The 21,792-nt window shown below is 43.9% G+C and carries 22 protein-coding genes; 17 read left to right on the forward strand and 5 right to left on the reverse strand.

Features of this window, described 5'->3' with window-relative positions:
- Positions 1 to 101: 101 nt before the first annotated feature.
- The 9 genes from M3152_RS05500 to M3152_RS05540 all read left to right on the forward strand — a co-directional run bounded on the left by M3152_RS05500 (position 102) and on the right by M3152_RS05540 (position 8,600).
- Entirely contained in the window at positions 102 to 1,124 is a 1,023-nt protein-coding gene (locus M3152_RS05500; protein WP_251694186.1) for a glyceraldehyde-3-phosphate dehydrogenase, read from the forward strand.
- Positions 1,125 to 1,246: 122 nt separating this feature from the next.
- On the forward strand, positions 1,247 to 1,711 hold the full coding sequence (gene nrdR / locus M3152_RS05505; protein WP_251624968.1) for a transcriptional regulator NrdR: 465 nt from the start codon (positions 1,247 to 1,249) through the stop codon (positions 1,709 to 1,711).
- 36 nt (positions 1,712 to 1,747) lie between these two features.
- On the forward strand, positions 1,748 to 3,097 hold the full coding sequence (locus M3152_RS05510; protein WP_251694187.1) for a replication initiation and membrane attachment family protein: 1,350 nt from the start codon (positions 1,748 to 1,750) through the stop codon (positions 3,095 to 3,097).
- A 1-nt stretch (position 3,098) separates the two neighbouring features.
- Positions 3,099 to 4,043, forward strand: a complete 945-nt coding sequence (dnaI, locus tag M3152_RS05515) for a primosomal protein DnaI (RefSeq protein ID WP_251694188.1) — start codon at positions 3,099 to 3,101, stop codon at positions 4,041 to 4,043.
- Between the two features lie 359 nt (positions 4,044 to 4,402).
- Complete coding sequence (thrS, locus tag M3152_RS05520; RefSeq protein ID WP_251694189.1) at positions 4,403 to 6,340, forward strand: threonine--tRNA ligase; 1,938 nt, start codon at positions 4,403 to 4,405, stop codon at positions 6,338 to 6,340.
- Between the two features lie 592 nt (positions 6,341 to 6,932).
- Positions 6,933 to 7,439, forward strand: a complete 507-nt coding sequence (gene infC, locus M3152_RS05525; RefSeq protein ID WP_251694190.1) for a translation initiation factor IF-3 — start codon at positions 6,933 to 6,935, stop codon at positions 7,437 to 7,439.
- Positions 7,440 to 7,465: 26 nt separating this feature from the next.
- Positions 7,466 to 7,666 carry a 50S ribosomal protein L35 gene (gene rpmI / locus M3152_RS05530; RefSeq protein ID WP_041075504.1) on the forward strand — a complete coding sequence of 67 codons (201 nt, stop codon included), beginning with the start codon at positions 7,466 to 7,468 and terminating at the stop codon, positions 7,664 to 7,666.
- 131 nt (positions 7,667 to 7,797) lie between these two features.
- Positions 7,798 to 8,157, forward strand: a complete 360-nt coding sequence (rplT, locus tag M3152_RS05535) for a 50S ribosomal protein L20 (RefSeq protein WP_251694191.1) — start codon at positions 7,798 to 7,800, stop codon at positions 8,155 to 8,157.
- 152 nt (positions 8,158 to 8,309) lie between these two features.
- Complete coding sequence (locus M3152_RS05540; RefSeq protein WP_251694192.1) at positions 8,310 to 8,600, forward strand: DUF1294 domain-containing protein; 291 nt, start codon at positions 8,310 to 8,312, stop codon at positions 8,598 to 8,600.
- A gap of 21 nt (positions 8,601 to 8,621) precedes the next feature.
- Here M3152_RS05540 and M3152_RS05545 read toward each other — a convergent pair whose 3' ends face one another.
- Entirely contained in the window at positions 8,622 to 9,005 is a 384-nt protein-coding gene (locus M3152_RS05545; protein ID WP_251694193.1) for a sigma-w pathway protein ysdB, read from the reverse strand.
- Positions 9,006 to 9,101: 96 nt separating this feature from the next.
- Here M3152_RS05545 and M3152_RS05550 point away from each other — a divergent pair, with 96 nt between their 5' ends.
- The 6 genes from M3152_RS05550 to M3152_RS05575 all read left to right on the forward strand — a co-directional run bounded on the left by M3152_RS05550 (position 9,102) and on the right by M3152_RS05575 (position 14,940).
- Positions 9,102 to 9,587, forward strand: a complete 486-nt coding sequence (locus tag M3152_RS05550) for a dUTP diphosphatase (RefSeq protein ID WP_251694194.1) — start codon at positions 9,102 to 9,104, stop codon at positions 9,585 to 9,587.
- Between the two features lie 85 nt (positions 9,588 to 9,672).
- A complete protein-coding gene (locus M3152_RS05555) occupies positions 9,673 to 10,167 on the forward strand; it encodes a helix-turn-helix domain-containing protein (RefSeq protein WP_251694195.1) in 495 nt (164 codons plus the stop codon).
- A 5-nt stretch (positions 10,168 to 10,172) separates the two neighbouring features.
- Positions 10,173 to 11,036, forward strand: coding sequence for a metallophosphoesterase (locus M3152_RS05560; RefSeq protein ID WP_251694196.1), 864 nt, complete (start codon positions 10,173 to 10,175; stop codon positions 11,034 to 11,036).
- A 786-nt stretch (positions 11,037 to 11,822) separates the two neighbouring features.
- Positions 11,823 to 12,074 carry a hypothetical protein gene (locus M3152_RS05565; RefSeq protein ID WP_251694197.1) on the forward strand — a complete coding sequence of 84 codons (252 nt, stop codon included), beginning with the start codon at positions 11,823 to 11,825 and terminating at the stop codon, positions 12,072 to 12,074.
- 139 nt (positions 12,075 to 12,213) lie between these two features.
- Complete coding sequence (locus M3152_RS05570) at positions 12,214 to 13,197, forward strand: zinc-binding dehydrogenase (RefSeq protein WP_251694198.1); 984 nt, start codon at positions 12,214 to 12,216, stop codon at positions 13,195 to 13,197.
- Between the two features lie 63 nt (positions 13,198 to 13,260).
- The gene (locus M3152_RS05575; RefSeq protein WP_262173517.1) at positions 13,261 to 14,940 is read left to right on the forward strand and encodes a formate--tetrahydrofolate ligase; all 1,680 of its coding nucleotides are present in this window, start codon (positions 13,261 to 13,263) and stop codon (positions 14,938 to 14,940) included.
- 46 nt (positions 14,941 to 14,986) lie between these two features.
- Here M3152_RS05575 and M3152_RS05580 read toward each other — a convergent pair whose 3' ends face one another.
- Complete coding sequence (locus M3152_RS05580) at positions 14,987 to 16,684, reverse strand: M3 family oligoendopeptidase (RefSeq protein WP_251694199.1); 1,698 nt, start codon at positions 16,682 to 16,684, stop codon at positions 14,987 to 14,989.
- A 184-nt stretch (positions 16,685 to 16,868) separates the two neighbouring features.
- On the opposite strand from M3152_RS05580, the gene M3152_RS05585 reads away from it, so the two are divergent.
- On the forward strand, positions 16,869 to 17,156 hold the full coding sequence (locus M3152_RS05585) for a DUF6509 family protein (protein ID WP_251694200.1): 288 nt from the start codon (positions 16,869 to 16,871) through the stop codon (positions 17,154 to 17,156).
- Between the two features lie 210 nt (positions 17,157 to 17,366).
- Positions 17,367 to 18,350, forward strand: a complete 984-nt coding sequence (locus M3152_RS05590) for an NAD(P)/FAD-dependent oxidoreductase (RefSeq protein ID WP_251694201.1) — start codon at positions 17,367 to 17,369, stop codon at positions 18,348 to 18,350.
- A 24-nt stretch (positions 18,351 to 18,374) separates the two neighbouring features.
- Here the strand turns inward: M3152_RS05590 and M3152_RS05595 are convergent, their stop codons facing one another.
- The 3 genes from M3152_RS05595 to M3152_RS05605 form a co-directional block, all read right to left on the reverse strand.
- On the reverse strand, positions 18,375 to 19,484 hold the full coding sequence (locus M3152_RS05595; protein WP_251694202.1) for a DUF1648 domain-containing protein: 1,110 nt from the start codon (positions 19,482 to 19,484) through the stop codon (positions 18,375 to 18,377).
- Positions 19,485 to 19,486: 2 nt separating this feature from the next.
- Positions 19,487 to 19,870 (reverse strand): GntR family transcriptional regulator, encoded by a 384-nt coding sequence (locus tag M3152_RS05600; protein WP_251694203.1) that lies wholly within the window; start codon positions 19,868 to 19,870, stop codon positions 19,487 to 19,489.
- 90 nt (positions 19,871 to 19,960) lie between these two features.
- On the reverse strand, positions 19,961 to 21,478 hold the full coding sequence (locus M3152_RS05605) for a polysaccharide deacetylase family protein (RefSeq protein ID WP_251694204.1): 1,518 nt from the start codon (positions 21,476 to 21,478) through the stop codon (positions 19,961 to 19,963).
- Between the last annotated feature and the right edge of the window lie 314 nt (positions 21,479 to 21,792).

Consider the following 21,792-nt stretch of genomic DNA (forward strand, 5'->3'; position numbering starts at 1 on the left):
GCTATTTCATTCACAAACTCTTTCCACCCGGTTAAAATGTGCTATACTAATTAACGGATAAATGATAAAAAGTATATAACATTACGCGGGAGGATTTTTTCATGACTACTTCGATAGCGATAAACGGTTTTGGGCGGATTGGCCGCATGGTTTTCCGACAAATTATCACGAAGGATGACGTGGATGTAGTAGCAATAAATGCATCTTATCCGGCAGAAACGTTAGCCCATTTGATTAAGTATGACACTAATCATGGAGTTTTTGACGGTGAAGTCGTTGTGGAGCAAAATGCTCTTGTTGTCAACGGAAAACGCGTCCAATTACTAGCGGAGCGCGATCCATCAAAGTTGCCTTGGAAAGAGCTTGGTGTCGATGTCGTCATTGAAGCGACGGGTGTATTCAATGAGCGTAGTAAAGCTGCCCTTCATATGGAAGCAGGAGCGAAGAAAGTCATCCTGACAGCTCCAGGGAAAAATGAAGACGTTACGATTGTTCTCGGTGTGAATGATGAAAAGCTAGATATTGAAAAGCATGATATCATTTCCAATGCAAGCTGTACGACAAACTGTCTTGCACCGGTTGCAAAAGTATTGAATGATACATTCGGCATTGAAAACGGATTAATGACAACTGTTCATGCTTATACAAACGATCAGAAAAACTTGGATAATCCGCATAAGGATCTTCGTCGTGCGCGTGCTTGTGCACAGTCGATCATCCCGACTTCTACTGGTGCAGCAAAAGCGTTATCGCTTGTCCTGCCTGAGCTTGAAGGGAAAATCCACGGAATGGCGCTACGTGTACCGACGCCGAACGTGTCATTGGTCGACCTAGTCGTTGACGTGCAAAAAGATGTAACAGTGGAGGAAGTGAATGAAGCATTCATCAAAGCTGCAGAAGGTCCGATGGCGGGAATCCTTCGTTTCACGACTGAACCACTTGTATCGATCGACTTCAACACGACTACGGAGTCCGCAACGATTGACGGACTGTCGACGATTGTCATGGGCGACCGTAAAGTGAAAGTACTCGCTTGGTATGACAATGAATGGGGCTACTCCGCCCGCGTTGTCGAATTGGCTATAAAAGTTGGAAATGCATTGAATTCCAAAGTGAATTCCTAATTCGTAAAATAAAAATCGTCCAGGTCGATTACTCGACTTGGACGATTTTGTGTTCCCATTCATTTTTTCATTGAACTTCTGTTATAATCGATATACTATACGGAATTGCGGAGGAAGCAAAAATGATATGTCCAGCTTGTCATTATAATGGCACCCGGGTCATCGATTCCAGACCTGCTGAAGAGAATCGATCGATCAGACGACGCCGTGAATGCGAGAAATGCGCTTTCCGCTTCACGACATTTGAAAAAGTGGAAGAGATGCCGCTCATCGTCGTGAAAAAGGATGGCACGCGGGAAGAATTCAGCGGTGAAAAATTGTTGAGGGGATTAATTCGTGCTTGTGAAAAGCGTCCGGTTGATCTGGAAGCAGTAAAAAACATCGTTTATTTAATAGAAAAAGAATTGCGAAGCTCAGGGACTGTCGAAATCGATTCCAAGGATGTCGGCGAAATGGTTATGGAAAAATTGGCCGATGTCGATGAAGTCGCATATGTCCGGTTTGCTTCTGTCTACCGGCAATACAAAGATATAACAGTTTTTATTGATGAACTGCAGAGCTTGCAGAAGAAAAAGGATGAAAACTGACTTTGAATAAAGGAAGGAAAGAGGGGTTCCGAAAAAATGCTTTACCAGGAATTGCAACCAGTCGATACATTTACAATCAAGTTGTCACACCCATTTTCGGATTATGACCGGCAACTCCTCACTTTGTTCTACCAACCATTGATCGGTCCTGACGCCATGAGTCTCTTCATGTCTCTCTGGGCTGATGCGGAGCGTGAAACGGAAAGCGAATTCAGTCATTATTACTTAATGAATTTATTGACAATGCCTTTAGTTAAAGTATTTGAGGCTAGAATCTCCCTTGAGGCGATCGGCTTGTTGCGTACCTATTGCAAACAGGTGGATCAGGATCGCATTTTCTGTTACGAACTATTGCCGCCATTGGATGCGAAGTCGTTTTTCGATGATCCACTGTTATCCACATTTCTTTTCAGTAAAATTGGTGAGCAGGCGTACCGAAGTCTGAGGACACGCTTTCTGGTCGATGATCCGCTGGATGAGCAATATAAGGAAGTGTCACGCACATTTCTGGATGTGTTCAAGCCTATTCGGTACAGTTCATCGGAAGGGATGGACGAGGGCGGCCAAATGACGGGACGCAATGAACCAACCGGCATCCCGTTCGCTTATTCCGATTTCGATTTCAATCTATTCCGGGCGGGACTTTCAGAACAGATGGTGCCAAAATCAGCCCTCGCTTCAGTATCGAAGGAATTGATCGAGAAATTAGCATTCCTCTATTCATTAACACCACTCGATATGCAAAAAGTCGTTATGATGGCTCTTGATGAAAACTTGAAACTACCAGAAGACCGTTTGCGGAAAGCGGCTGTCGATTTTTATAAGATGAATATTTCTCAAAATGTCCCCTCTATAGAAAAGACATTCCAGAAGGAAAAGAAACATGTCACTTCCGAGCCTCTCACTAGGGAAGATGAACTGCTCGTTTATATGGAGAACACATCACCCCGTGAAATGCTGAAAGACTATACGGGGAATGAACCGCTCCCGGTGGATGTCCAGCTAGCTGAAAGGCTTGTGACGGTACACGGATTTACAGTTGGAGTTGTAAATGTCCTATTGCATTATGTAATCATCCGTAATGATGGAAAGATTACGAAGAACTACGCAGAGAGGATCGCTTCGCACTGGGCGAATAAAAAGATAGAAACCGCAAAACAGGCGATGGAAATATCCCGCAAAGAGCATGATCAATATATCAAATGGCAGAAGGAAGGCAGCCGGAAAACAAGTGGCCGGAAACCGGTGAGGGAAGAGAAGGTGCCAGAATGGTTCAACAAGCCAGAGGAGCAGAACGTGTCGAAGGATGAGGCGGATCCTGCCATTGATGAAAAGCGCCGTGAACTGCAAGCTAAGCTAGATGCCATGAGAATGGAGGGAAAATAAGATGGAGCGAATTGGAAATACATTGAAGCGTGTTATCAATTCTTCGGATTTGGCCGCAAGATATGAGCAAGTGCGCAATGAAGTGATGGAATCTCCTGGAGTCCAGAAATTCATCGAGGAACATTCCGATGAAATCGATAAATCCGTCGTAGAAAAAAGCCTAGGGAAACTATTCGAATATGCTTCCGCATCACACAAATGCGACAAATGCCCCAATATCAATGGCTGTATAAATGTGATGAAGGGATTCGAGCCGAAACTTATTCTCACACAAGGTTTCATCGACATCGACTACATAAAATGCCCGAATAAGCTGATTGACGATGAAAGCCGCAATATCGCGAATATGATCGATAGTATGTATATGCCTAAAGATGTCATGGATGCGCGCCTTCCAGATGTCGATTTGGGGCATGACACGAGCAGGATCATTGTTGTAGAGGAAGCATGGAAATTTTTGAATGAACTAAGCAGCACAAACAAATTGCCCGAGCGCGGCCTTTATATCCATGGACCGTTCGGAACCGGTAAATCGTATGTGCTCGGAGCATTGGCGAACGAACTTGCCAACCGACACATCCGGACGGTTGTTGTGTATATCCCTGAGTTTTTAAGAGAAATCAAGCAATCAATTCAAGATCAGACGTTGAACGAAAAAATCGACTTTGTAAAAAAGGCGGACGTCCTCATGCTTGATGACTTCGGTGCTGAATCTATGTCCGCATGGGCGCGTGATGAAGTGCTCGGCACGATCTTGCAATATCGCATGGCTGAAAAATTGCCGACCTTCTTCACCTCGAATCTTAACCACGATGAGCTTGAACATCATTTGACTTATACACAACGCGGCGAAAAGGAAGCTGTCAAAGCGCAGAGACTTATGGAACGGATTAAAATGATCAGCAAACCCGTCCAATTGAAAGGGAAAAACCGAAGAAATGGGTGAGGGGAATTTATCCACTTGCAATTGTCTGAGTTTTTCCTTATACTAATGAATATTATATCTACAATTATTAATGCAAATGCATTGAAGAGGACATGAATCGATTCATCCACTTACAGAGATCAGGGTCATTTGGCTGGAAGCCCTGAAGTGCAGAGGATTGATTTACCACCTTGGAGCAGCATCGGTGAACTAGCATCACTAGCCGATGACGGACCCCGGCCCGTTAGCCGTTTCAAGCTTCATCTTTCCGGTTATATGGCCGGATGGAAGGAAGAAGGGTGGAACCGCGAGCAACAGCTTCGTCCCTTTATAGGGATGGGGCTTTTTTTGTTCAAAAAAATAAGTGAGGAGTGTTTACAATGGCAGAAAATATTCAATTGAAATTTCCGGATGGGGCGATAAAAGAGTTTCCGAAAGGCACAACAACAGAAGACGTGGCAGGCTCCATTAGTCCAGGGCTACGAAAAAGCGCACTTGCAGGCAAAGTCGGGGAACAGCTCATCGACTTGAAAACACCGATTGAAGAAGACGGTGAGATTGCAATCATCACACCACAATCACCAGAAGCGCTCGAAATTCTGCGCCATAGTACGGCCCATTTGCTTGCACAAGCTGTCAAACGGAAATTCCCGGACGCAAAACTAGGCATTGGCCCAGTCATCGATAACGGTTTCTATTATGATATCGATTCACCAACGCCAATCACAGCTGAAGACCTTCCTGAACTTGAGAAGGAGATGAAGCGAATCATCGGTGAAAATCTACCAATTAATCGCATTGAAGTTTCTCGCGACGAGGCCGAAAAGCGCTTCAAGGAAATTGACGATCCTTACAAAATCGAACTATTGGAAGCAATTCCGGAAGGCGAACAAGTATCCATCTATGAGCAAGGCGAATTTTTCGACCTTTGCCGCGGAATCCATGTCCCTTCAACGGGCAAGTTGAAAGAGTTCAAATTATTGAGCATCGCGGGCGCGTATTGGCGCGGTGACTCGAAAAACAAAATGCTTCAACGGATTTACGGTACAGCATTCTTTAAAAAGGACGAACTACAGGAACACCTCCGGATGCTCGAAGAAGCCAAAGAACGCGACCACCGGAAAATTGGGAAGGAATTGAATTTATTCACGAACTCCCAAAAAGTCGGCCAAGGTCTTCCGCTTTGGTTGCCGAAAGGTGCTACGATCCGCCGCATCATCGAACGCTATATCGTCGATAAAGAAGTGAAGCTTGGCTATGACCACGTCTATACACCGGTACTAGGAAGCGTCGAGCTCTACAAGACATCCGGTCACTGGGGTCATTACCAAGACGGCATGTTCCCAGTCATGAGCATGGACAATGAAGATCTCGTCCTCCGTCCGATGAACTGCCCGCATCATATGATGATCTATAAAAACGGCATCCACTCCTATCGGAACTTGCCGATCCGTATTGCAGAGCTAGGCACGATGCACCGCTATGAAATGTCAGGTGCATTATCCGGACTGCAGCGTGTCCGCGGAATGACTCTGAACGACGCGCATATCTTCGTCCGCCCGGATCAAATCAAAGAAGAATTCAAACGTGTCGTCCAACTCGTCATTGACGTCTACAAAGACTTTAATATTAAAGATTACTCATTCCGTATATCCTATCGCGATCCGGAGGATACAGAAAAATACTTTGACGATGACGAAATGTGGGAACGCGCACAGAGCATGTTGAAAGAAACGATGGATGAAATGGGTCTACCGTACGTCGAAGCTGATGGTGAAGCTGCCTTCTACGGTCCAAAACTCGATGTGCAAGTGAAAACAGCAATCGGTATGGAAGAGACACTCTCAACTGTACAGCTCGACTTCCTACTTCCTGAGCGCTTCGACCTCACATACGTAGGAGAAGACGGCAAGCAACATCGCCCAGTCGTCATCCACCGCGGCGTCGTCTCGACAATGGAACGATTCGTTGCATTCCTGATTGAAGAATACAAAGGTGCATTCCCAACATGGCTAGCACCGGTTCAAGTCGAAGTAATCCCGGTTTCACCAGAAGCTCACTTCGACTATGCAAATGAAATACGTGAGAAACTGGTTGCAGAAGGATTCCGCATCGACCTTGACAGCCGCGACGAAAAAATCGGCTACAAGATCCGCGAAGCCCAAGTCCAAAAGATCCCGTACATGCTCGTCCTTGGAGACAAAGAAGTCGAATCCGGCGAAGTCAACGTAAGAAAATACGGCGAACAAAAATCCGAAAGCATGCCATTTGAAGATTTCTTAAAAATGATTCAAGCCGACGTTTCACACGAGAACTAATAACCGTGGACGTGGGGCAACTAATAGATAAAATATAATCGCGCTAAATGCATCTTGCGCTGATTTATATGCTTGTCTAACGTTTTATGCGCTATTCAAGCGAATTTCTAACCGTAATACTTAGTATTAATACTCTCCATTGATTGTAGCGGAAGGCGGCGACTCCAGCGGGAATAGCATGAACTGAAGACCCCGTAACGTAGCGTTGCGAAGTGAGGAGGCTGAAGCCATGCCCGCGGAAAGCGTCCGCCTGAAGCGAAAATCAACCGTGCAATTAATATGTTGACAATGAATAAATAAGATGGTAGACTTATTAAGGTTAATGAATACAGTTTGTGGTATAAGAAGGAGCTGCCCGCTTCTCACCTGATCGACGCATAACGTTGTTGACAGGTTGCACATAAGTGAACGTGCCGTGCAATTATTTGCATGTACACATAAGCGGGTAGACAAAAGTTACTTTTGTCTACTTTTTTTATTGTCCGGCTCTTATTAAACGAATGGACCATGGGACCGTCGCAATAATGGACGGTATACCCAAACCGTGTATTCGCGATACAACATTCGGAGGTGGATTACTATTAGCAAAGACATGTACGTAAATGAGGGCATCCGTGCCCGCGAGCTTCGTCTGATTGACCACAACGGCGACCAGCTTGGAATCAAAACACGCACCGAGGCTCTTGAAATTGCAGCACGCGCGAACTTGGATCTTGTCCTAGTCGCTCCAACAGCAAAGCCGCCTGTAGCACGTGTCATGGACTACGGCAAATTCAAGTTTGAACAACAAAAGAAAGAACGCGAAGTTAGAAAGAACCAAAAAATCATCAACCTCAAAGAAGTGCGGTTAAGCCCCACTATTGACGAACATGATTTCCAAACGAAGCTTCGTAACGGTATCAAATTCCTGCAAGCAGGGGACAAAGTGAAAGCGTCAATCCGTTTCCGTGGTCGTGCAATTACGCACAAGGAAATCGGTCAACGTGTTTTGGACCGCTTCGCAGAAGAATGCAAGGAATTCTCAACGGTTGAAGTAAAACCGAAAATGGAAGGCCGGAGCATGTTCCTAATACTTGCCCCGACTGCCGAAAAAAAGTAACGCGAACGATTTAGGAGGAACAGATCATGCCAAAAATGAAAACTCACCGCGGATCCGCGAAACGTTTCAAGAAAACTGCAACTGGTAAAGTGAAACGCGGCCGTGCGTACACAAGTCACCTTTTTGCCAATAAGTCTACAAAAGCGAAACGCCACTTGCGTAAAGCTTCACTTGTTTCTTCAGGCGACTACAAACGTATCCGTGAAATGATCACATACATGAAATAATCATTTTCAACCCCCCGTTCAAAGAGTACGATTTACGAAGGCGTGGCGATATACGTCAGCCCGAGTTCTCCATATCCTCTTTTTGAACCACTAATACAACATTCTTTAGGAATAGCAGGAGGTAATGAACTATGCCACGCGTAAAAGGTGGAACAGTGTCGCGCAAGCGCCGTAATCGAGTATTGAAATTAGCTAAAGGCTATTTTGGATCAAAACATAGACTTTACAAAGTAGCAAACCAACAGGTCATGAAATCATTTAACTATGCATACCGTGACCGCCGTCAGAAAAAACGTGATTTCCGTAAACTATGGATCACACGTATCAACGCAGCAGCACGTATGAATGGCCTTTCATACAGCACATTGATGCACGGTCTTAAAGTGGCTGGCATCGAAGTGAACCGTAAAATGCTTGCTGATCTTGCAGTAACAGATGCACAAGCATTTGCACAACTTGCAGCAACAGCAAAACAGTCAGTCGCGAAATAAGCGATTTACCAATATACAGCCCCGCGCCGTTAACCGGCAGCGGGGCATTTTGTTATGGTTTAAAAAATAAAAGAAAATTAATGAACTTACTATAGTTCTTCTTCCTATGTACAATCAATAAAGTGTAGAATAGGAGATAGGGAGTTGACTATATGAATGCACTAATTATCACATGGATTACATTTATATCAATTTGGTCTTTTATTATGATGGGGTATGATAAGAAACAATCGAAGAAGCGGGGACGTAGAGTTCCGGAGAAAACATTATGGCTATTTGCAATTGTGGGCGGAGGAATAGGTTCCTATTTTGGGATGATGGCATTCAGCCATAAAACACGCCACACAGAATTCAGGATCGGTTTTCTACTGCTCGCGCTTTTGTACTTAGGGATAATCATCTATCTCCTAGGCATTGATCCATTCGGGATGGATAATGTCTGAAACTAAGAAAAGCCCGCTATATTAACGGGCTTTCATTAATGCCTCAATCGGGTTTTTCCAACTGATCTCAGCCATTGGATAGTTGGAATTGATTTCGGAGGATAAGAAGTGAAAATCATCCTTCGTAAACCCTTGAAGCTTAGCATCATCCTTCACCCAAACGAAAATGGACACAACATCAAAGGAGTTTTCGGTAGTCCCTAAATATTTTTCACCTTCAAAGAGGGCGCCTTTATATGTGATGAAAAAGTTCTTCCTTACATTTTTTATATCATCATAGAAATAATATTGCTCTTTTTCATACGCCTCGTCCAATTTTCGTTTCGGATCCAATAAATAACGGATACCGCGATAAAATAAATAGACGATGAATGCAATGATGACAAAGCGAATCAACAATCCCATAACAGCATCCCCTCGCAAAAAATAGATATAGTCTTCTACTTGTACGGATGAGATTCAGTTTGGTTTCAAGATACTTATGATTTTGGAGGTTTTTTTATGGAATTGGCAACATTATTCACGATGCAACGACAGCTTGACGCTTACATTCAACAGAATCAATTTGTAACCGAGGATGTTTTCAATAAAAAAGGGTTGGCTCTTCTCATTGAACTAGCAGAATTGGCCAACGAAACAAGGTGTTTTAAATTTTGGAGTACAAAGGGACCATCAGAGAGGAACGTTATTTTAGAAGAATATGTCGACTCCATTCATTTTCTTCTATCGCTCGGAATTGAAAAAGAGCTAGACAACTTAGATGTATGGCCGACAGGTGAAATTGAAGGGGACTTGACAGAAATCTTCTTGCATACGATAAAGGCAATTCAGGAATTTTTGGTAACAACTGATATGGAAAGCTATAAAAGTATTTGGATTCATTATGGTGCGATAGCGAATAGGCTTGAAATTTCATATAATGAAATAATGAAAGCGTATGTGGATAAAAATGAGGAGAATTACAAGCGTCAACAAACAGGTTACTGATAATTTGATAGAAATATAAATTAAGATTGACAGAAGGACCTAAGAAAAATAATATAGAGATAAGTAAATAGGAGGAGGCATCACCGTGAATGATTGGAGTAAAGAAGATTTCGGCGTAAGACTAAAGACCTTAAGAGAGCAGAGAGGCCTGTCTATGATGGCGTTTGGAGCAGCGATCGGTACATCCGCCAGTAGAATAAAAGACTGGGAGAAAGGTAAGAATGCCCCTTCTGCCGCATGGATTGCGAAAATATCCGAGAGATTCAATGTCTCAACTGATGAATTGATTCTAGGGGACCCTAAAACATCCAGGGCATTCACTGCAAACAACTCATCGAACGTAGATATGCTTTATGAGCGGCTGCGTGAAAATTTGATCATCGCTAAAGAGGCGGATGAACAAGACGAAAAGCTGGTTGAATTATATAACGCTGTAGATGCTGAGAATAAAGAGCGTTACCGCAGCGGCCGAGGAAGAAGATTAGCAGAACGTGAACTCCTTTCCATTTTGACGGAATTACCAAAAAAGGATGTACTCGAATTATTGGAGCTTGCAAAAATCAAGAAACGTTGGCAGTAATATAAATGCACTTACGCAAACGAAGCAAGAGCAAAGGCATCATATTATTTTCCATTCTATTCCTGCTACTCGGTATATATATTTATAAAGAGAATACGACAATCGGAGTAACCTTCGTGGAGATTAAAGCATCCGGTCTCCCCGAAAACTTCGATGGTTATCGGATTGTCCAGCTATCCGACGTCCATGATTCAGAGTTTGGGGTCAATAATGTAGACTTAGTGAATAAGGTTAGAGCCTTGTCTCCTGATGCCATTTTCATAACCGGGGATTTCATCGATGGAAACCGATATGATTTAGAGCATAGTTTGGAAATCATTAGGCAGTTGCATGGGGTAGCGCCTTTCTATTTCGTGACAGGTAACCATGAAATATCTACGAATGACGAAGAGCGTATAAAGAGTGAGCTGGCGGAATTAGGTGTAAAGGTATTATCAAATGAATCGGTGACAATTGGCAATCGAACGGGTGAACAGATTGCCATCGGTGGAATCGAAGACCCATTGTCCAGCAATCTTGATGAGGGAATCTATGTTGAACAAGTCATAGGAAAAACATTCAAGGATGTCCCTGATAGTATGTATAAGATCCTTCTATCGCATAGGCCAGAACAATTTGATGTATATGTCGACAGTCAAATCGATCTAGTTTTCAGCGGGCATGCTCATGGAGGCCAGATGAGGATACCGGGCATTGGAGGATTGGTCGCACCTGGTCAAGGATGGTTTCCGAAATACACGTCAGGCGTCTACGAGATGGAGAAAACGTCAATGGTTGTAAGCCGTGGTCTAGGTAACAGCATTGCTCCAATACGGGTATTCAATCGCCCTGAAGTAATTGTCGTAAATTTGAACTCATCAATTGAATAAGCAAATTGTACAGCGCAAAGAAGATTTCTTCTTTGCGCAGAGGGTCGACAAAAGGGATGGAAATTTAATTGATTTCCATCCCTTTTGTCTTATGACGCATTGATGCAAAAACGATAGACTGACTCGACGTTGATTTCCGTTCCGGGCGGACGCTTTCCGGGGGGCTTGCCCTCAGCCTCCTCGGATGTGCTCCCAACGCTATCGCTTTTGGTCGCAAAAGCCGTTCTTCGTTACGGCTTTTCCTGCGGGGTCTTCACGCTGCGCTGATCCCCCAGGAGTCGCCGCCCTGCACTCCAATCAACTGGATGTCCCTTAAGAATATCGGCATCATTCAAGCAACGCTTTCAGCCGACGTCCTCCATGTCTAGTTGGCAAGCTTCTTAAGATGGCAGCAAAAGTCAGCATCGCCTGCCATGCTATTCTATTTCATCGGTAAAGACGCGTTCAATCGTCTTTTTGCGTTTTCTGTACAGTTCTTTGATTTCATGATTATGACGCAAGTCCTCAACTACATTCGAGTAATCTTGCCAGAAATGACATCGGATAATCTTTTGATAATTCTAACTTTGTGTGCATTGGCTGATTATTGGACACGGGGCATAAATAGAAGGAGTTGAGTATACTGGCCTATCCTTCATTCATGGTTATTTCGGTATTTACGAAACATGAAACAGGTGATCTTAAGAAACCAATCGTTCTATTGATGGTATTTCCAACTGTTCGAGTTCATTAAATTGATTCTTCGTCATCATATCCATCACCTAATTCAGTTAGTAGGAAACACCGTTGATTGGAGCGGAGAGCGGCGACTCCTGCGAAAGCCGTGACGAAGAACGGCTTTTGCGAGCACAAGCGAAGCGTTGCGAGCAGGATGTGGAGGCTGCCTTAATTTCTGCAAAGAACGCAGAAATACGGCAAACCGGACTCTTCGTAGTCCGATTGGCTGAAGCCGTGCCCGCGGAAAGCGTCCGCTCGCAGCGGAAATCAACATTGCTAGCTTATCTCTATAAAAGAAATAAGACTGTAGGCAAACACTAAAATTCATGGTGTTTGCCTACAGTCTGCGCAAAGAAGATTTCTTCTTTGCGTTTTTTATTATCCATATGAAAATAACTGGTGGATGTTGTATGATGGAATAGTATACAATTCATAGAATATTTTAAATGGGGGTTGTGTTGTGAAAGCGCTCATTCATGTAAATGGTCAATTAAAAATCGATGAGATGGAAGAGCCGATTGCTAATATAGGTGAAGTCGTCGTAGCATTGCATTCCGCTGGTATGAATCGAAGGGATATTAAAGTACCTGAACGGCGTGGGGATATGAAGGAGCCTTTAATTCTCGGCTCCGATGGGGTTGGCGTGATTGAGTCCATAGGTGAAGGAGTGGACAACTGGGCGATCGGTGACGAAGTGATCATTAATCCGTCACTGCGCTGGTTTGGGAAAAGTGCTGCCCCGCCTGAAGAGTTCGACATTTTAGGTATGCCCGATCATGGTACATTCGCTGAGAAAATCGCCATTTCTGCAGAGCAGATTGAAAAGAAACCAGCAAATCTATCAATGGAGGAGGCATCAGTTCTCTCATTAGCCGCTTTAACAGGCTTCCGGGCATTGTTTACACAAGGGGAATTGAAGAAAGGGGATACCGTCTTCATTCCGGGCGCAGGGAGCGGGGTTGCAACATATCTTATCCAGTTTGCAAAAAATGCCGGAGCTCGCGTCATCGTCAGTTCACGTGTCGACGAAAAGCGAAAGAAGGCACTTGAGCTCGGCGCTGATGTAGCAATAGATACGAATGGTGATTGGACAGAGGTTCTTGCGGATGAAACAATCGACCTTGTAATAGAAAGCATCGGTAAGGCAACATTCAACCGTTCATTGGACGTCTTAAAACCTGGGGGAAGGATTGTTGTATTCGGTGCGACGACAGAAGACGTCATCGAACTGGATCTTCGAAAGTTCTTCTATGGACAATATCAACTTTTCGGCTCAACGATGGGCAGCAGGGAAGAGCTTCGGGAGATGTTGGAACATGTCGAAGAATACGGAATAAAACCTGTCATCGACAAAATATATCGTCTCGAGGATGGATTGGAAGCTTTCAGGGACTTGGAGAACAGTGAACAGTTTGGAAAGCTTGTTTTACGCATAAAAGAGTAAGCGAATTGAAGCTATAATCTTAAAACGTTATTTAGGAAAGACATAGAGAAGGGTGTGGACATTTTGACTGAAAAAGCAAAGCCATTAACGGATTTAGCGATTGCTGCTTCTGCTGTGATGCAGCCGATAGCTGATATCGCGAGGAATGCGGGAATTCCCGAAGAGGCTGTTGAACCATACGGACGATACAAAGCGAAAATTGATGTATCCAAATTGCCTGCCGCGAAATCCTTTGGAAAAGTCGTACTCGTGACTGCAACCAGTCCAACGCCTGCGGGTGAAGGGAAATCTACAGTGACTGTAGGGCTTGCGGATGCACTGGCAAGACTAGGTGAAAAAGCGATGATTGCTCTCCGTGAGCCATCCCTAGGACCTGTCATGGGTGTTAAGGGCGGAGCTGCGGGCGGCGGGTATGCTCAAGTGCTGCCAATGGAAGAAATCAATCTGCATTTCAACGGCGATATTCATGCAATCACAACTGCGAATAATGCGCTTAGTGCGATGATCGATAATCATCTCCATCAAGGAAATGTATTGCAGATCGACCCGCGCAGGATTACTTGGAAGCGTGCAATGGACATGAATGACCGCGCCTTGCGTCATATTACAATCGGTCTCGGTGGTCCCGGGCAAGGTGTGCCGAGGGAAGATGGCTTCGATATTACTGTCGCTTCTGAAATAATGGCCGTGTTCTGCTTGGCGACAAGCTTGACAGATTTAAAGGAACGCCTTTCCCAGATGGTGATCGGGTATACGTATGAGAGAGAAGCGGTCACCGTGAGGGATTTGGGTGTAGAAGGCGCTTTGACTTTATTGTTGAAGGAAGCATTCAAACCAAATCTTGTCCAGACGATTGAAGGGACGCCAGCTTTGATACACGGCGGACCTTTCGCAAATATTGCGCATGGCTGCAACTCGTTGATGGCAACGAATACGGCTAGACAATTGGCTGATATCGTTGTGACCGAAGCTGGATTCGGATCAGACCTCGGCGCCGAGAAATTCATGGACATCAAAGCGCGTAAAGGCGGTTTTGCACCGGATGCAGTCGTCCTTGTGACAACAATCCGTGCTTTGAAAATGCATGGCGGAGTCGCGAAGGCAGATCTTGCGAACGAAAATGTCCAAGCAGTCATGGAGGGCATTGTCAATCTGGAAAAACACGTGGAGACAGTCCGTTCCTTCGGTGTACAGCCCGTCGTCGCATTGAACCGGTTCATTACAGATTCTGCAGCTGAACTTGATTTCATTCTGAAATGGTGTGCAGGGAAAGGTGTCCGGGCGGCGCTGACGGACGTTTGGGGCCAGGGCGGAGCAGGCGGCCAGGATTTGGCGAAGCACGTTATAGAAATGTTGGAGGAACCGAATGAATTTGCACCTCTATATGATGTGGAACAGCCTGTCATTGATAAAATAACGGCGATTGTTCAGAAGGCATATGGAGGAAAGGGAATCATCCTCACCGATAAGGCGAGGAAAGATTTATTGCAGATCGAACAGAATGGATGGGATATCCTTCCTGTCTGTATGGCGAAAACGCAATACTCCTTCTCTGATGATCCTAAGAAACTCGGCAGGCCAACAGATTTCACAATTACTATTCGTGAAATCATTCCGAAGCTAGGTGCAGGCTTCCTTGTCTGCCTGACGGGAGATATTATGACGATGCCAGGATTGCCGAAAAAACCGGCGGCCCTTCAAATGGATATAGACGAAAAAGGGAATGCGATCGGATTGATGTAATCCAATTAATTAAAAAGGCTGCCTATACTGGCAGCCCTTTCAATTATTATAAAGCTTTATCGTCAACTGAATTCAACCATGTTTCAATCGTACCAACAACTGATTCAACACAGCCATCCTCAAAAGGCGATAGCAAATTAGCCTCTTTCACCAACTCTGTAAACGGCTTCGATCCGCCAAGCTTACATAAATGCAAATAATCCTTCCAAGCAGTATCACGGTCCTCAAACGAACGCTTCCAAAATTGGAACGCGCAGATTTGAGCCAACGTGTAATCGATATAGTAGAACGGAACTTCGTAAATATGCGATTGGCGCTGCCAAATAGAACCTGCCTCCAAATACGGATTGCCATCATAATCACGCATCGGCAAATACAATTTTTCAATCCGCTTCCATTCCGCTTTACGTTCTTCAGGCGTCATTTCAGGATTTTCATAGATTGCATGCTGGAATTCATCTACCGCCACGCCGTATGGTAAAAATAACAGACCGCTGCTCAAGTGGGCAAACTTATACTTTTCTGTATCGTCTTCAAAGAACAACTCCATCCATGGCCAAGTGAAGAATTCCATACTCATGGAATGGATTTCGGCTCCTTCATGTGTCGGCCAGACGTATTCAGGAATACCTATATTACGGCTTGAATACACTTGGAAAGCATGCCCCGCTTCGTGAGTGAGGACATCGATATCGCCAGATGTGCCATTGAAGTTCGAAAAGATGAAAGGTGAATCATAATCATCGATGAACGTGCAATAACCGCCAGACTCTTTCCCTTTCTTCGCTTCAAGATCGAGAAGATGCTTTTCCGTCATATACTTGAAGAATTCATCGGTTTCAGGTGAGAGTTCTTCGTACATCTTTTTTCCGTTTTCAATGATCCATTCCGAGGAACCTTTAGGTGTGGCATTCCCGCTCAGGAAGTTAAGCGACTGGTCGTAGTACTTCAATTCATCAACACCGATACGATCAGCCTGGCGCTCGTATAACTTCGTTGTAAGCGGAACAATATAATCCCGTACTTGGTCACGGAAGTTTTTCACCATATCTGCGTCATAACCGATCCGGTTCATACGCGCGTAACCTAGCTCCACAAAGTTCTTGAATCCTAATTTTGTTGCGATTTCATGTCTCACTTTGACGAGATCATCATAGATGCGGTCAAACGCATCACCGTTTTCCGCATAGAACGAATAAGAAGCCTCCATTGCGGACTTCCTGATGCCTCTGTCAGTTGACTCAGCGTACGGGCCGAGCTGCGCAAGAGTCAATGTCTTTCCGTCAAACTCGATTTGAGCGGAAGCGACGAGCTTTGCATATTCGGAAGTAAGTTTATTCTCTTGTTGAAGAAGGGGAAGGACTTCTGGCGAAAAGGACTTGATTGCATTATCCGCAAGAGCGAACAGCTGGGTACCCCATTTTTCTTCTAATTCTTTCCGGAAAGGTGTCTTCACCAACTCTTTATAGAATGCGGTCCCAAGTTCCTGGAATTCAGGCCCTATATCATCGAAATACTCCCGTTCCTTTTGATAGAAATCATCATTCGTATCGATGGATGAACGGATGTACATCAGGTTTGATTGCGTGGAATAATTGCTTCCGATGGTATTCAGCTCTTCAATTACACCATTCTGTTCTTCAAAGGACTTTGCTGAACGGAATTGTTCCAGCAGTCCATTGAACTCTTGCTTGATATTGTTCATGTCAGGCCTTTTGTACTCGAATCTTTCAAAAGTGAGCATTGTCATTCCCCCGTGATCAAATTGTGTGAATATAATTCACTGTCTTCATTGTTAACTAATCATTGTGAAAATGCAAAAGAAAGTTTGCATCTTACATAGATAGTCTGATGAAAGTGATTACGTGACCAATTCGTCTAGTTTGCTGTAAGATGGTAATGAAAACATTAAGTGAGGATGAGACCAAGTGGAAATAATTGAATATAGCATGATCGAACTCATCGATCCAACAGGCATACTGACAGGGAATCGATACGAATTTCGCATATACGTAAAATTCGATGAAGAAGATGAGCTTTATAATGAAAAGGGGACTGGCATTCGGGTCATTTATGTCGTCGATGGGGAAGAAGGAAGAGTGGCTTCGTACCATCTTTTCGAACGGTCGACAGAGGCGGCGATTGATTTTGATCTCGACGATGAAGAAATCATCCAACTAGCCGCTTTCTGTGAGGAGCAATTAGAAGAAGAGTAAAATGATCGTTGAAACGGCTCCCTTGTTACGATGGTTGCTGTTTCGACGACTCAATGAATTTATCGATTTGAAATCTGATTTCGCAAGTCAAATTATGTGTTTTTTATTGAAAAATAATAGATAATGTGTAGAGTAGATATGTAGGGGATACTGATTAAACGGATTTATCTTACATCCATCCAAATTTAAAGTACATTGGAGTGTTTATAGATGAGCAATGAGATAGTCGATATTACAATTATAGGCGGGGGACCAACAGGACTTTTTGCTTCGTTCTACGCGGGCATGCGGGAAATGTCGGTTAAAATCATTGATAGCTTGCCGCAGCTTGGCGGACAGTTAATCGAGCTGTATCCGGATAAGTTCATTTATGACGTTGGCGGCTTCCCGAAAATCCTCGCGAAGGATCTTGTCGCAAATCTTGTTACACAAGCACATTATTCAAAACCTGAAATCCACCTAGGTGAAACTGCGCTTTCCGTGACACGTGATGGAGACCACTTCATCCTCCAAACGGATAAAGGAGTCCATTTGACACGCACAATCCTTTTGACTGCTGGGATTGGTGCTTTCCAGCCACGTAAAATCGGATTGGCAGAAGAAGCTGAGTTTGAAGGAAAGACATTACATTACGGAATTAAAGACTTATCCCAGTTTAAAGGAAAAGACGTGCTTGTATGCGGCGGAGGGGATTCGGCAGTGGACTGGGCAATGATGCTTGAAGATATCGCATCGAATGTATCACTTGTCCACCGGCGCGAACGATTTACAGCGCATGAAACAAGCGTGAACCAATTGATGTCCTCGAAAGTCAATGTTCTCACTTCCCGTGCTGTAAAGTCGATAGTCGGGGAAGATGGCATCGTTAGAGAAGTCGTCATCGCCCAAAAGGACGGTTCAGAAGAAGCATTGCACGTGGACCACGTCATCGTCAATTATGGCAATATTTCATCCCTCGGAGCAATCAAAGAGTGGGGGCTTGAGATGGACCGCAACTCAATCGTCGTCAATTCTAGAATGGAAACGAATATAGAAGGCATTTATGCAGCAGGGGACGTCACGACATATGACGGGAAAGTAAAGCTGATTGCTGTCGGTTTAGGTGAAGCTCCAACAGCCGTGAACCATGCAAAAGCATTCATCGATCCGAAAGCACGACTGCAACCATTGCACAGTACAAGTGTCTTCAACTAAAAAAACCGGCGAAAGCCGGTTTTTTCAATCCAGTAAATATGCAATTCCCAATATGACAAGCAATGGACCGATGATGATCAAATAACCGATGGGATTTCCGAAGTTCAACGTCCATCCGACCCCGAACCTCTTTTCTACAAGGATGGAAGGGTCGTTTTTATTTACATAGAATACGCCTGCTTTCCAATAGGCGTCATCGTCATAATCAGTAACACCCGCGATGGGTTCCTCGTCAATGTCAAGCTGCACCCGGGAGCCCCCTTGGCCGACTTTGAATGCGTACACTGCTGTTGCGATTAAGATGATGAATAGAAATCCTAAAGGCATCATCATCATGAAGGTAGGTCCTCCCAAATTTTCGTGAATCGTTGTCAATTGGAAAAAGCCGAAAAGAATCGTCATTGAAATGGATACTAAAAACAGTAGCCAGCTAGTGTACTTTCTGAACGATAATTGTTGGATGCGCGAAGTACTCCTTTTCGACGCATTCAGTTTCACTCCGGACTTCTTCGTAAAATAATTGATTGCTAGCATCATAACCTGCATGATTCCTAGAATGAGCAGTAGCGCAATAACGGAAAATGGGTTTTTCGCAGTGAAAGCATCCGGTTGTCCGTTAGGGCCCCAATGGGTCGGTATCATATCCGGCATGGCGCCGTATTGGATCGCTGTATAGACGATCAAACCGAGTGTAATGGGAATAGGCAATGCAAACATGAGGGAAGGGAGCATTTCATCATTGGAACGGCTCGTCAAATCTGCGACCCGTACTCTTTTTAAGTTGTCTCCCCATTTATGATCCCGTTTTCTTTTCATCGTCTTAATATGAAAATACAAGTAAAGTCCCATGCTGATCAAGAGGATTCCGAACTGAAGGATCAATCCGGTGAAAACGATCTTGTCTTCCTGCAAATTATTCCCGATTGCCCAAATTACATAAATGAGGAGACCTATCAACCCGATGAAAAAGATAGTTGCTGAATAGGTTTTCTTGTACCTGACGAGCGTTTTATCATCGGTATGACCCTCTGGTATCGTCACTCCGAAAACAATTGTATTCTTCAAAAGGTAAGGAATAGCTGCCTGCATAACGATCAAAAATAAGATGATTACCAAGAATAATGAAAGTACCATTGTCATCCCTCCGTAATTTCCGAAATGATTGATGAAGTGAGTGATAAAATCTGTTCCTTGTCCATGCCATAAACGATCGATTCTGCAATAAGCGGCTTCAAATGCAATTTGATAAGGTCTAGTTGCATATCACTCGGGCCTTTAGTGGATATCGAATTGATAATTGCGCCCGATTTTGGAATGATTTCAATAATATTTTTCCTTTCCAGTTCATGATACGCTTTGTTTACTGTATGCATATTCACGCCTAGATCAGCCGCTAGGGACCGGACGGAAGGCAAAGCTTCGGAAGCCTTTATTGTCCCTGAAGCAATTAATTCAATCAATTGATTCGCCAACTGAGTATATATCGGGATTTCTGAGGTCGGTTCGATTTGAATGAACATGTTAAACCCTCCATTCTGTTCTAACATCATTATAACAGAGGTCGGAAATAAAATATACAAGCAACACAAAAAAACCTGAACAACTAGTGTTCAGGGGGATGACTCTTCTAATTCTTTGACAGTGACGAAATCATAACCTTCATTTTTCAAATACGTCAGAACAGCATCAAGTCCATCGGCAGTCGATTGGTGGATGTCATGCAAGAGTATGATGCTGCGATCCTTCACATTCTCTTTCACGACTTGTAGAATTCTAGCGGGATCACGGTATTTCCAATCTTGCGTATCTACATCCCATAATACGACCGGTATTCCGGCTATATTGTGAACGGTGTCATTGACAGCTCCATAGGGAGGTCGGAATGCTTCGACTTTTTGTCCGGTCACATCCTCGATGATAGCGGAAGTCTTATCAATCTCTTTAGCGATGCGTTCAGGTTCTAATTTGGTCAAATCTGCATGTGTCCAAGTATGGTTGCCCAATTCATGGCCGGCATCCTTAATTTCATTTACAATGTCCGAGTAGTATTCGACACGGCTGCCAAGCATGAAGAATGTTGCTTTTGCATCGTGTTTTTGAAGGGTTTCTAAAATTTGTCTCGTCACTTTCGGATCAGGACCGTCATCAAATGTCAAAGCGACCTTTTTATGGACGGTTTCAACAGGAGGAGAATCTTTTGATTGATCATCGCCTTCTGTATCCGATTCAGTTGGCTTGTCGGAGTGCTCATTGTTTTGTTCTTCATTCGATGAATCCTGTGAACCCTGATTCGGGATTTCAATTGTATCTTCTCTGTCCTCGGGCTTGAACGCCGAAGCTAGCAATTCGTTTATTGCATCAATAGGAACGGAGACGATTGGTGGTCCAACCAAGCTATCCGCTATCGTATTTTCATCGAAGTAGATAATGAGTACATCATCCGTGATGGCGAAATTCCTATAATTCATCCACCTGGGCTCCGTATATTTTTCCAATCCATCCTCAATAATATGTTCCTGCAACGAATCATCTTTATGAATTGCCCGACGCACTGATGAAGCGAGTGTCTGCAGGCGGTTGGAATCTCCTGCAAATAAGTCCCTTATAGAGAAGCTTTCTCCCGTCTCGGGGTTCAAATGGAATGAACGGATTTCCATTTTGCCTGATTCCGAATCGCTGAAGCTGCTGCTATTAAGAAAGACAAAGGAGTAATTCCCTGAGGCATGGGGCAGCGTTTCATAGGAGACGTTCAATTCCCCTGACATATTTTCATCAAGCCGTTTCTTCTCAATCATCGTTTCAAGGTATCTTTCCTGAACTTCTTCAATATATTTTTTGACTTCCGAATTGAAAATAGTATGTATGCTTTGCGGATATTGGATGGCATAAGGAGCGTTTATGTCGTTTGATGTTTTTGTAATGATCTTGATGCCTGGATAGTTGGAATCTATTTGTTCCGTTTCCATAGGGATGGATGAGGTCGTTTCCTTCTCATCAGGCTGTGAAGCGGTAAGGCTTTTCTCTGGTGTGAATACGAGAAGTATGGCGCTTACTGTCAATAGGACAATGGCGGTGGAAAAAGTGATATCAATCCATACCGATCGTGCTTTGTGATGCTTTCTTTTCATGTTGCGCGGCTCCTTTTTGTTTTTTTGGTATCAGAATTCTATTAAACTTCCTGATTGTTCTTTCTGTAAAGTTAGACGGAGCGACTCGATAGATAGTTTCGGATAATCGGGAAAAATGTCGAATCTTTCATACTAGTAGTATACAACAATTATGTCCTGGTTGGGGATGGGTAAATAAGGGCAATTGAAATGCGTTACCGCAGAAATAGAAGAAGGAAAACTTCTTTTTCGAAGCACGATTATATGTTATACTGTCTGATGCCCGGATCTTGCAAATGCGGGTGAGCTGTTAAGTGTTTACAATCAAATATTGT

Origin of the sequence: Sporosarcina luteola, from assembly GCF_023715245.1 — a bacterium.
GTDB classification, from domain to species: domain Bacteria; phylum Bacillota; class Bacilli; order Bacillales_A; family Planococcaceae; genus Sporosarcina; species Sporosarcina luteola_C.

Coding starts and splice junctions, on each gene's coding strand:
- M3152_RS05500 (WP_251694186.1), top strand. CDS start 102: ATGACTACTTCGATAGCGATAAACGGTTTTGGGCGGATTGGCCGCATG.
- nrdR (WP_251624968.1), top strand. CDS start 1,247: ATGATATGTCCAGCTTGTCATTATAATGGCACCCGGGTCATCGATTCC.
- M3152_RS05510 (WP_251694187.1), top strand. CDS start 1,748: ATGCTTTACCAGGAATTGCAACCAGTCGATACATTTACAATCAAGTTG.
- dnaI (WP_251694188.1), top strand. CDS start 3,099: ATGGAGCGAATTGGAAATACATTGAAGCGTGTTATCAATTCTTCGGAT.
- thrS (WP_251694189.1), top strand. CDS start 4,403: ATGGCAGAAAATATTCAATTGAAATTTCCGGATGGGGCGATAAAAGAG.
- infC (WP_251694190.1), top strand. CDS start 6,933: ATGTACGTAAATGAGGGCATCCGTGCCCGCGAGCTTCGTCTGATTGAC.
- rpmI (WP_041075504.1), top strand. CDS start 7,466: ATGCCAAAAATGAAAACTCACCGCGGATCCGCGAAACGTTTCAAGAAA.
- rplT (WP_251694191.1), top strand. CDS start 7,798: ATGCCACGCGTAAAAGGTGGAACAGTGTCGCGCAAGCGCCGTAATCGA.
- M3152_RS05540 (WP_251694192.1), top strand. CDS start 8,310: ATGAATGCACTAATTATCACATGGATTACATTTATATCAATTTGGTCT.
- M3152_RS05545 (WP_251694193.1), bottom strand. CDS start 9,005: ATGGGATTGTTGATTCGCTTTGTCATCATTGCATTCATCGTCTATTTA.
- M3152_RS05550 (WP_251694194.1), top strand. CDS start 9,102: ATGGAATTGGCAACATTATTCACGATGCAACGACAGCTTGACGCTTAC.
- M3152_RS05560 (WP_251694196.1), top strand. CDS start 10,173: ATGCACTTACGCAAACGAAGCAAGAGCAAAGGCATCATATTATTTTCC.
- M3152_RS05580 (WP_251694199.1), bottom strand. CDS start 16,684: ATGCTCACTTTTGAAAGATTCGAGTACAAAAGGCCTGACATGAACAAT.
- M3152_RS05590 (WP_251694201.1), top strand. CDS start 17,367: ATGAGCAATGAGATAGTCGATATTACAATTATAGGCGGGGGACCAACA.
- M3152_RS05595 (WP_251694202.1), bottom strand. CDS start 19,484: ATGGTACTTTCATTATTCTTGGTAATCATCTTATTTTTGATCGTTATG.
- M3152_RS05600 (WP_251694203.1), bottom strand. CDS start 19,870: ATGTTCATTCAAATCGAACCGACCTCAGAAATCCCGATATATACTCAG.
- M3152_RS05605 (WP_251694204.1), bottom strand. CDS start 21,478: ATGAAAAGAAAGCATCACAAAGCACGATCGGTATGGATTGATATCACT.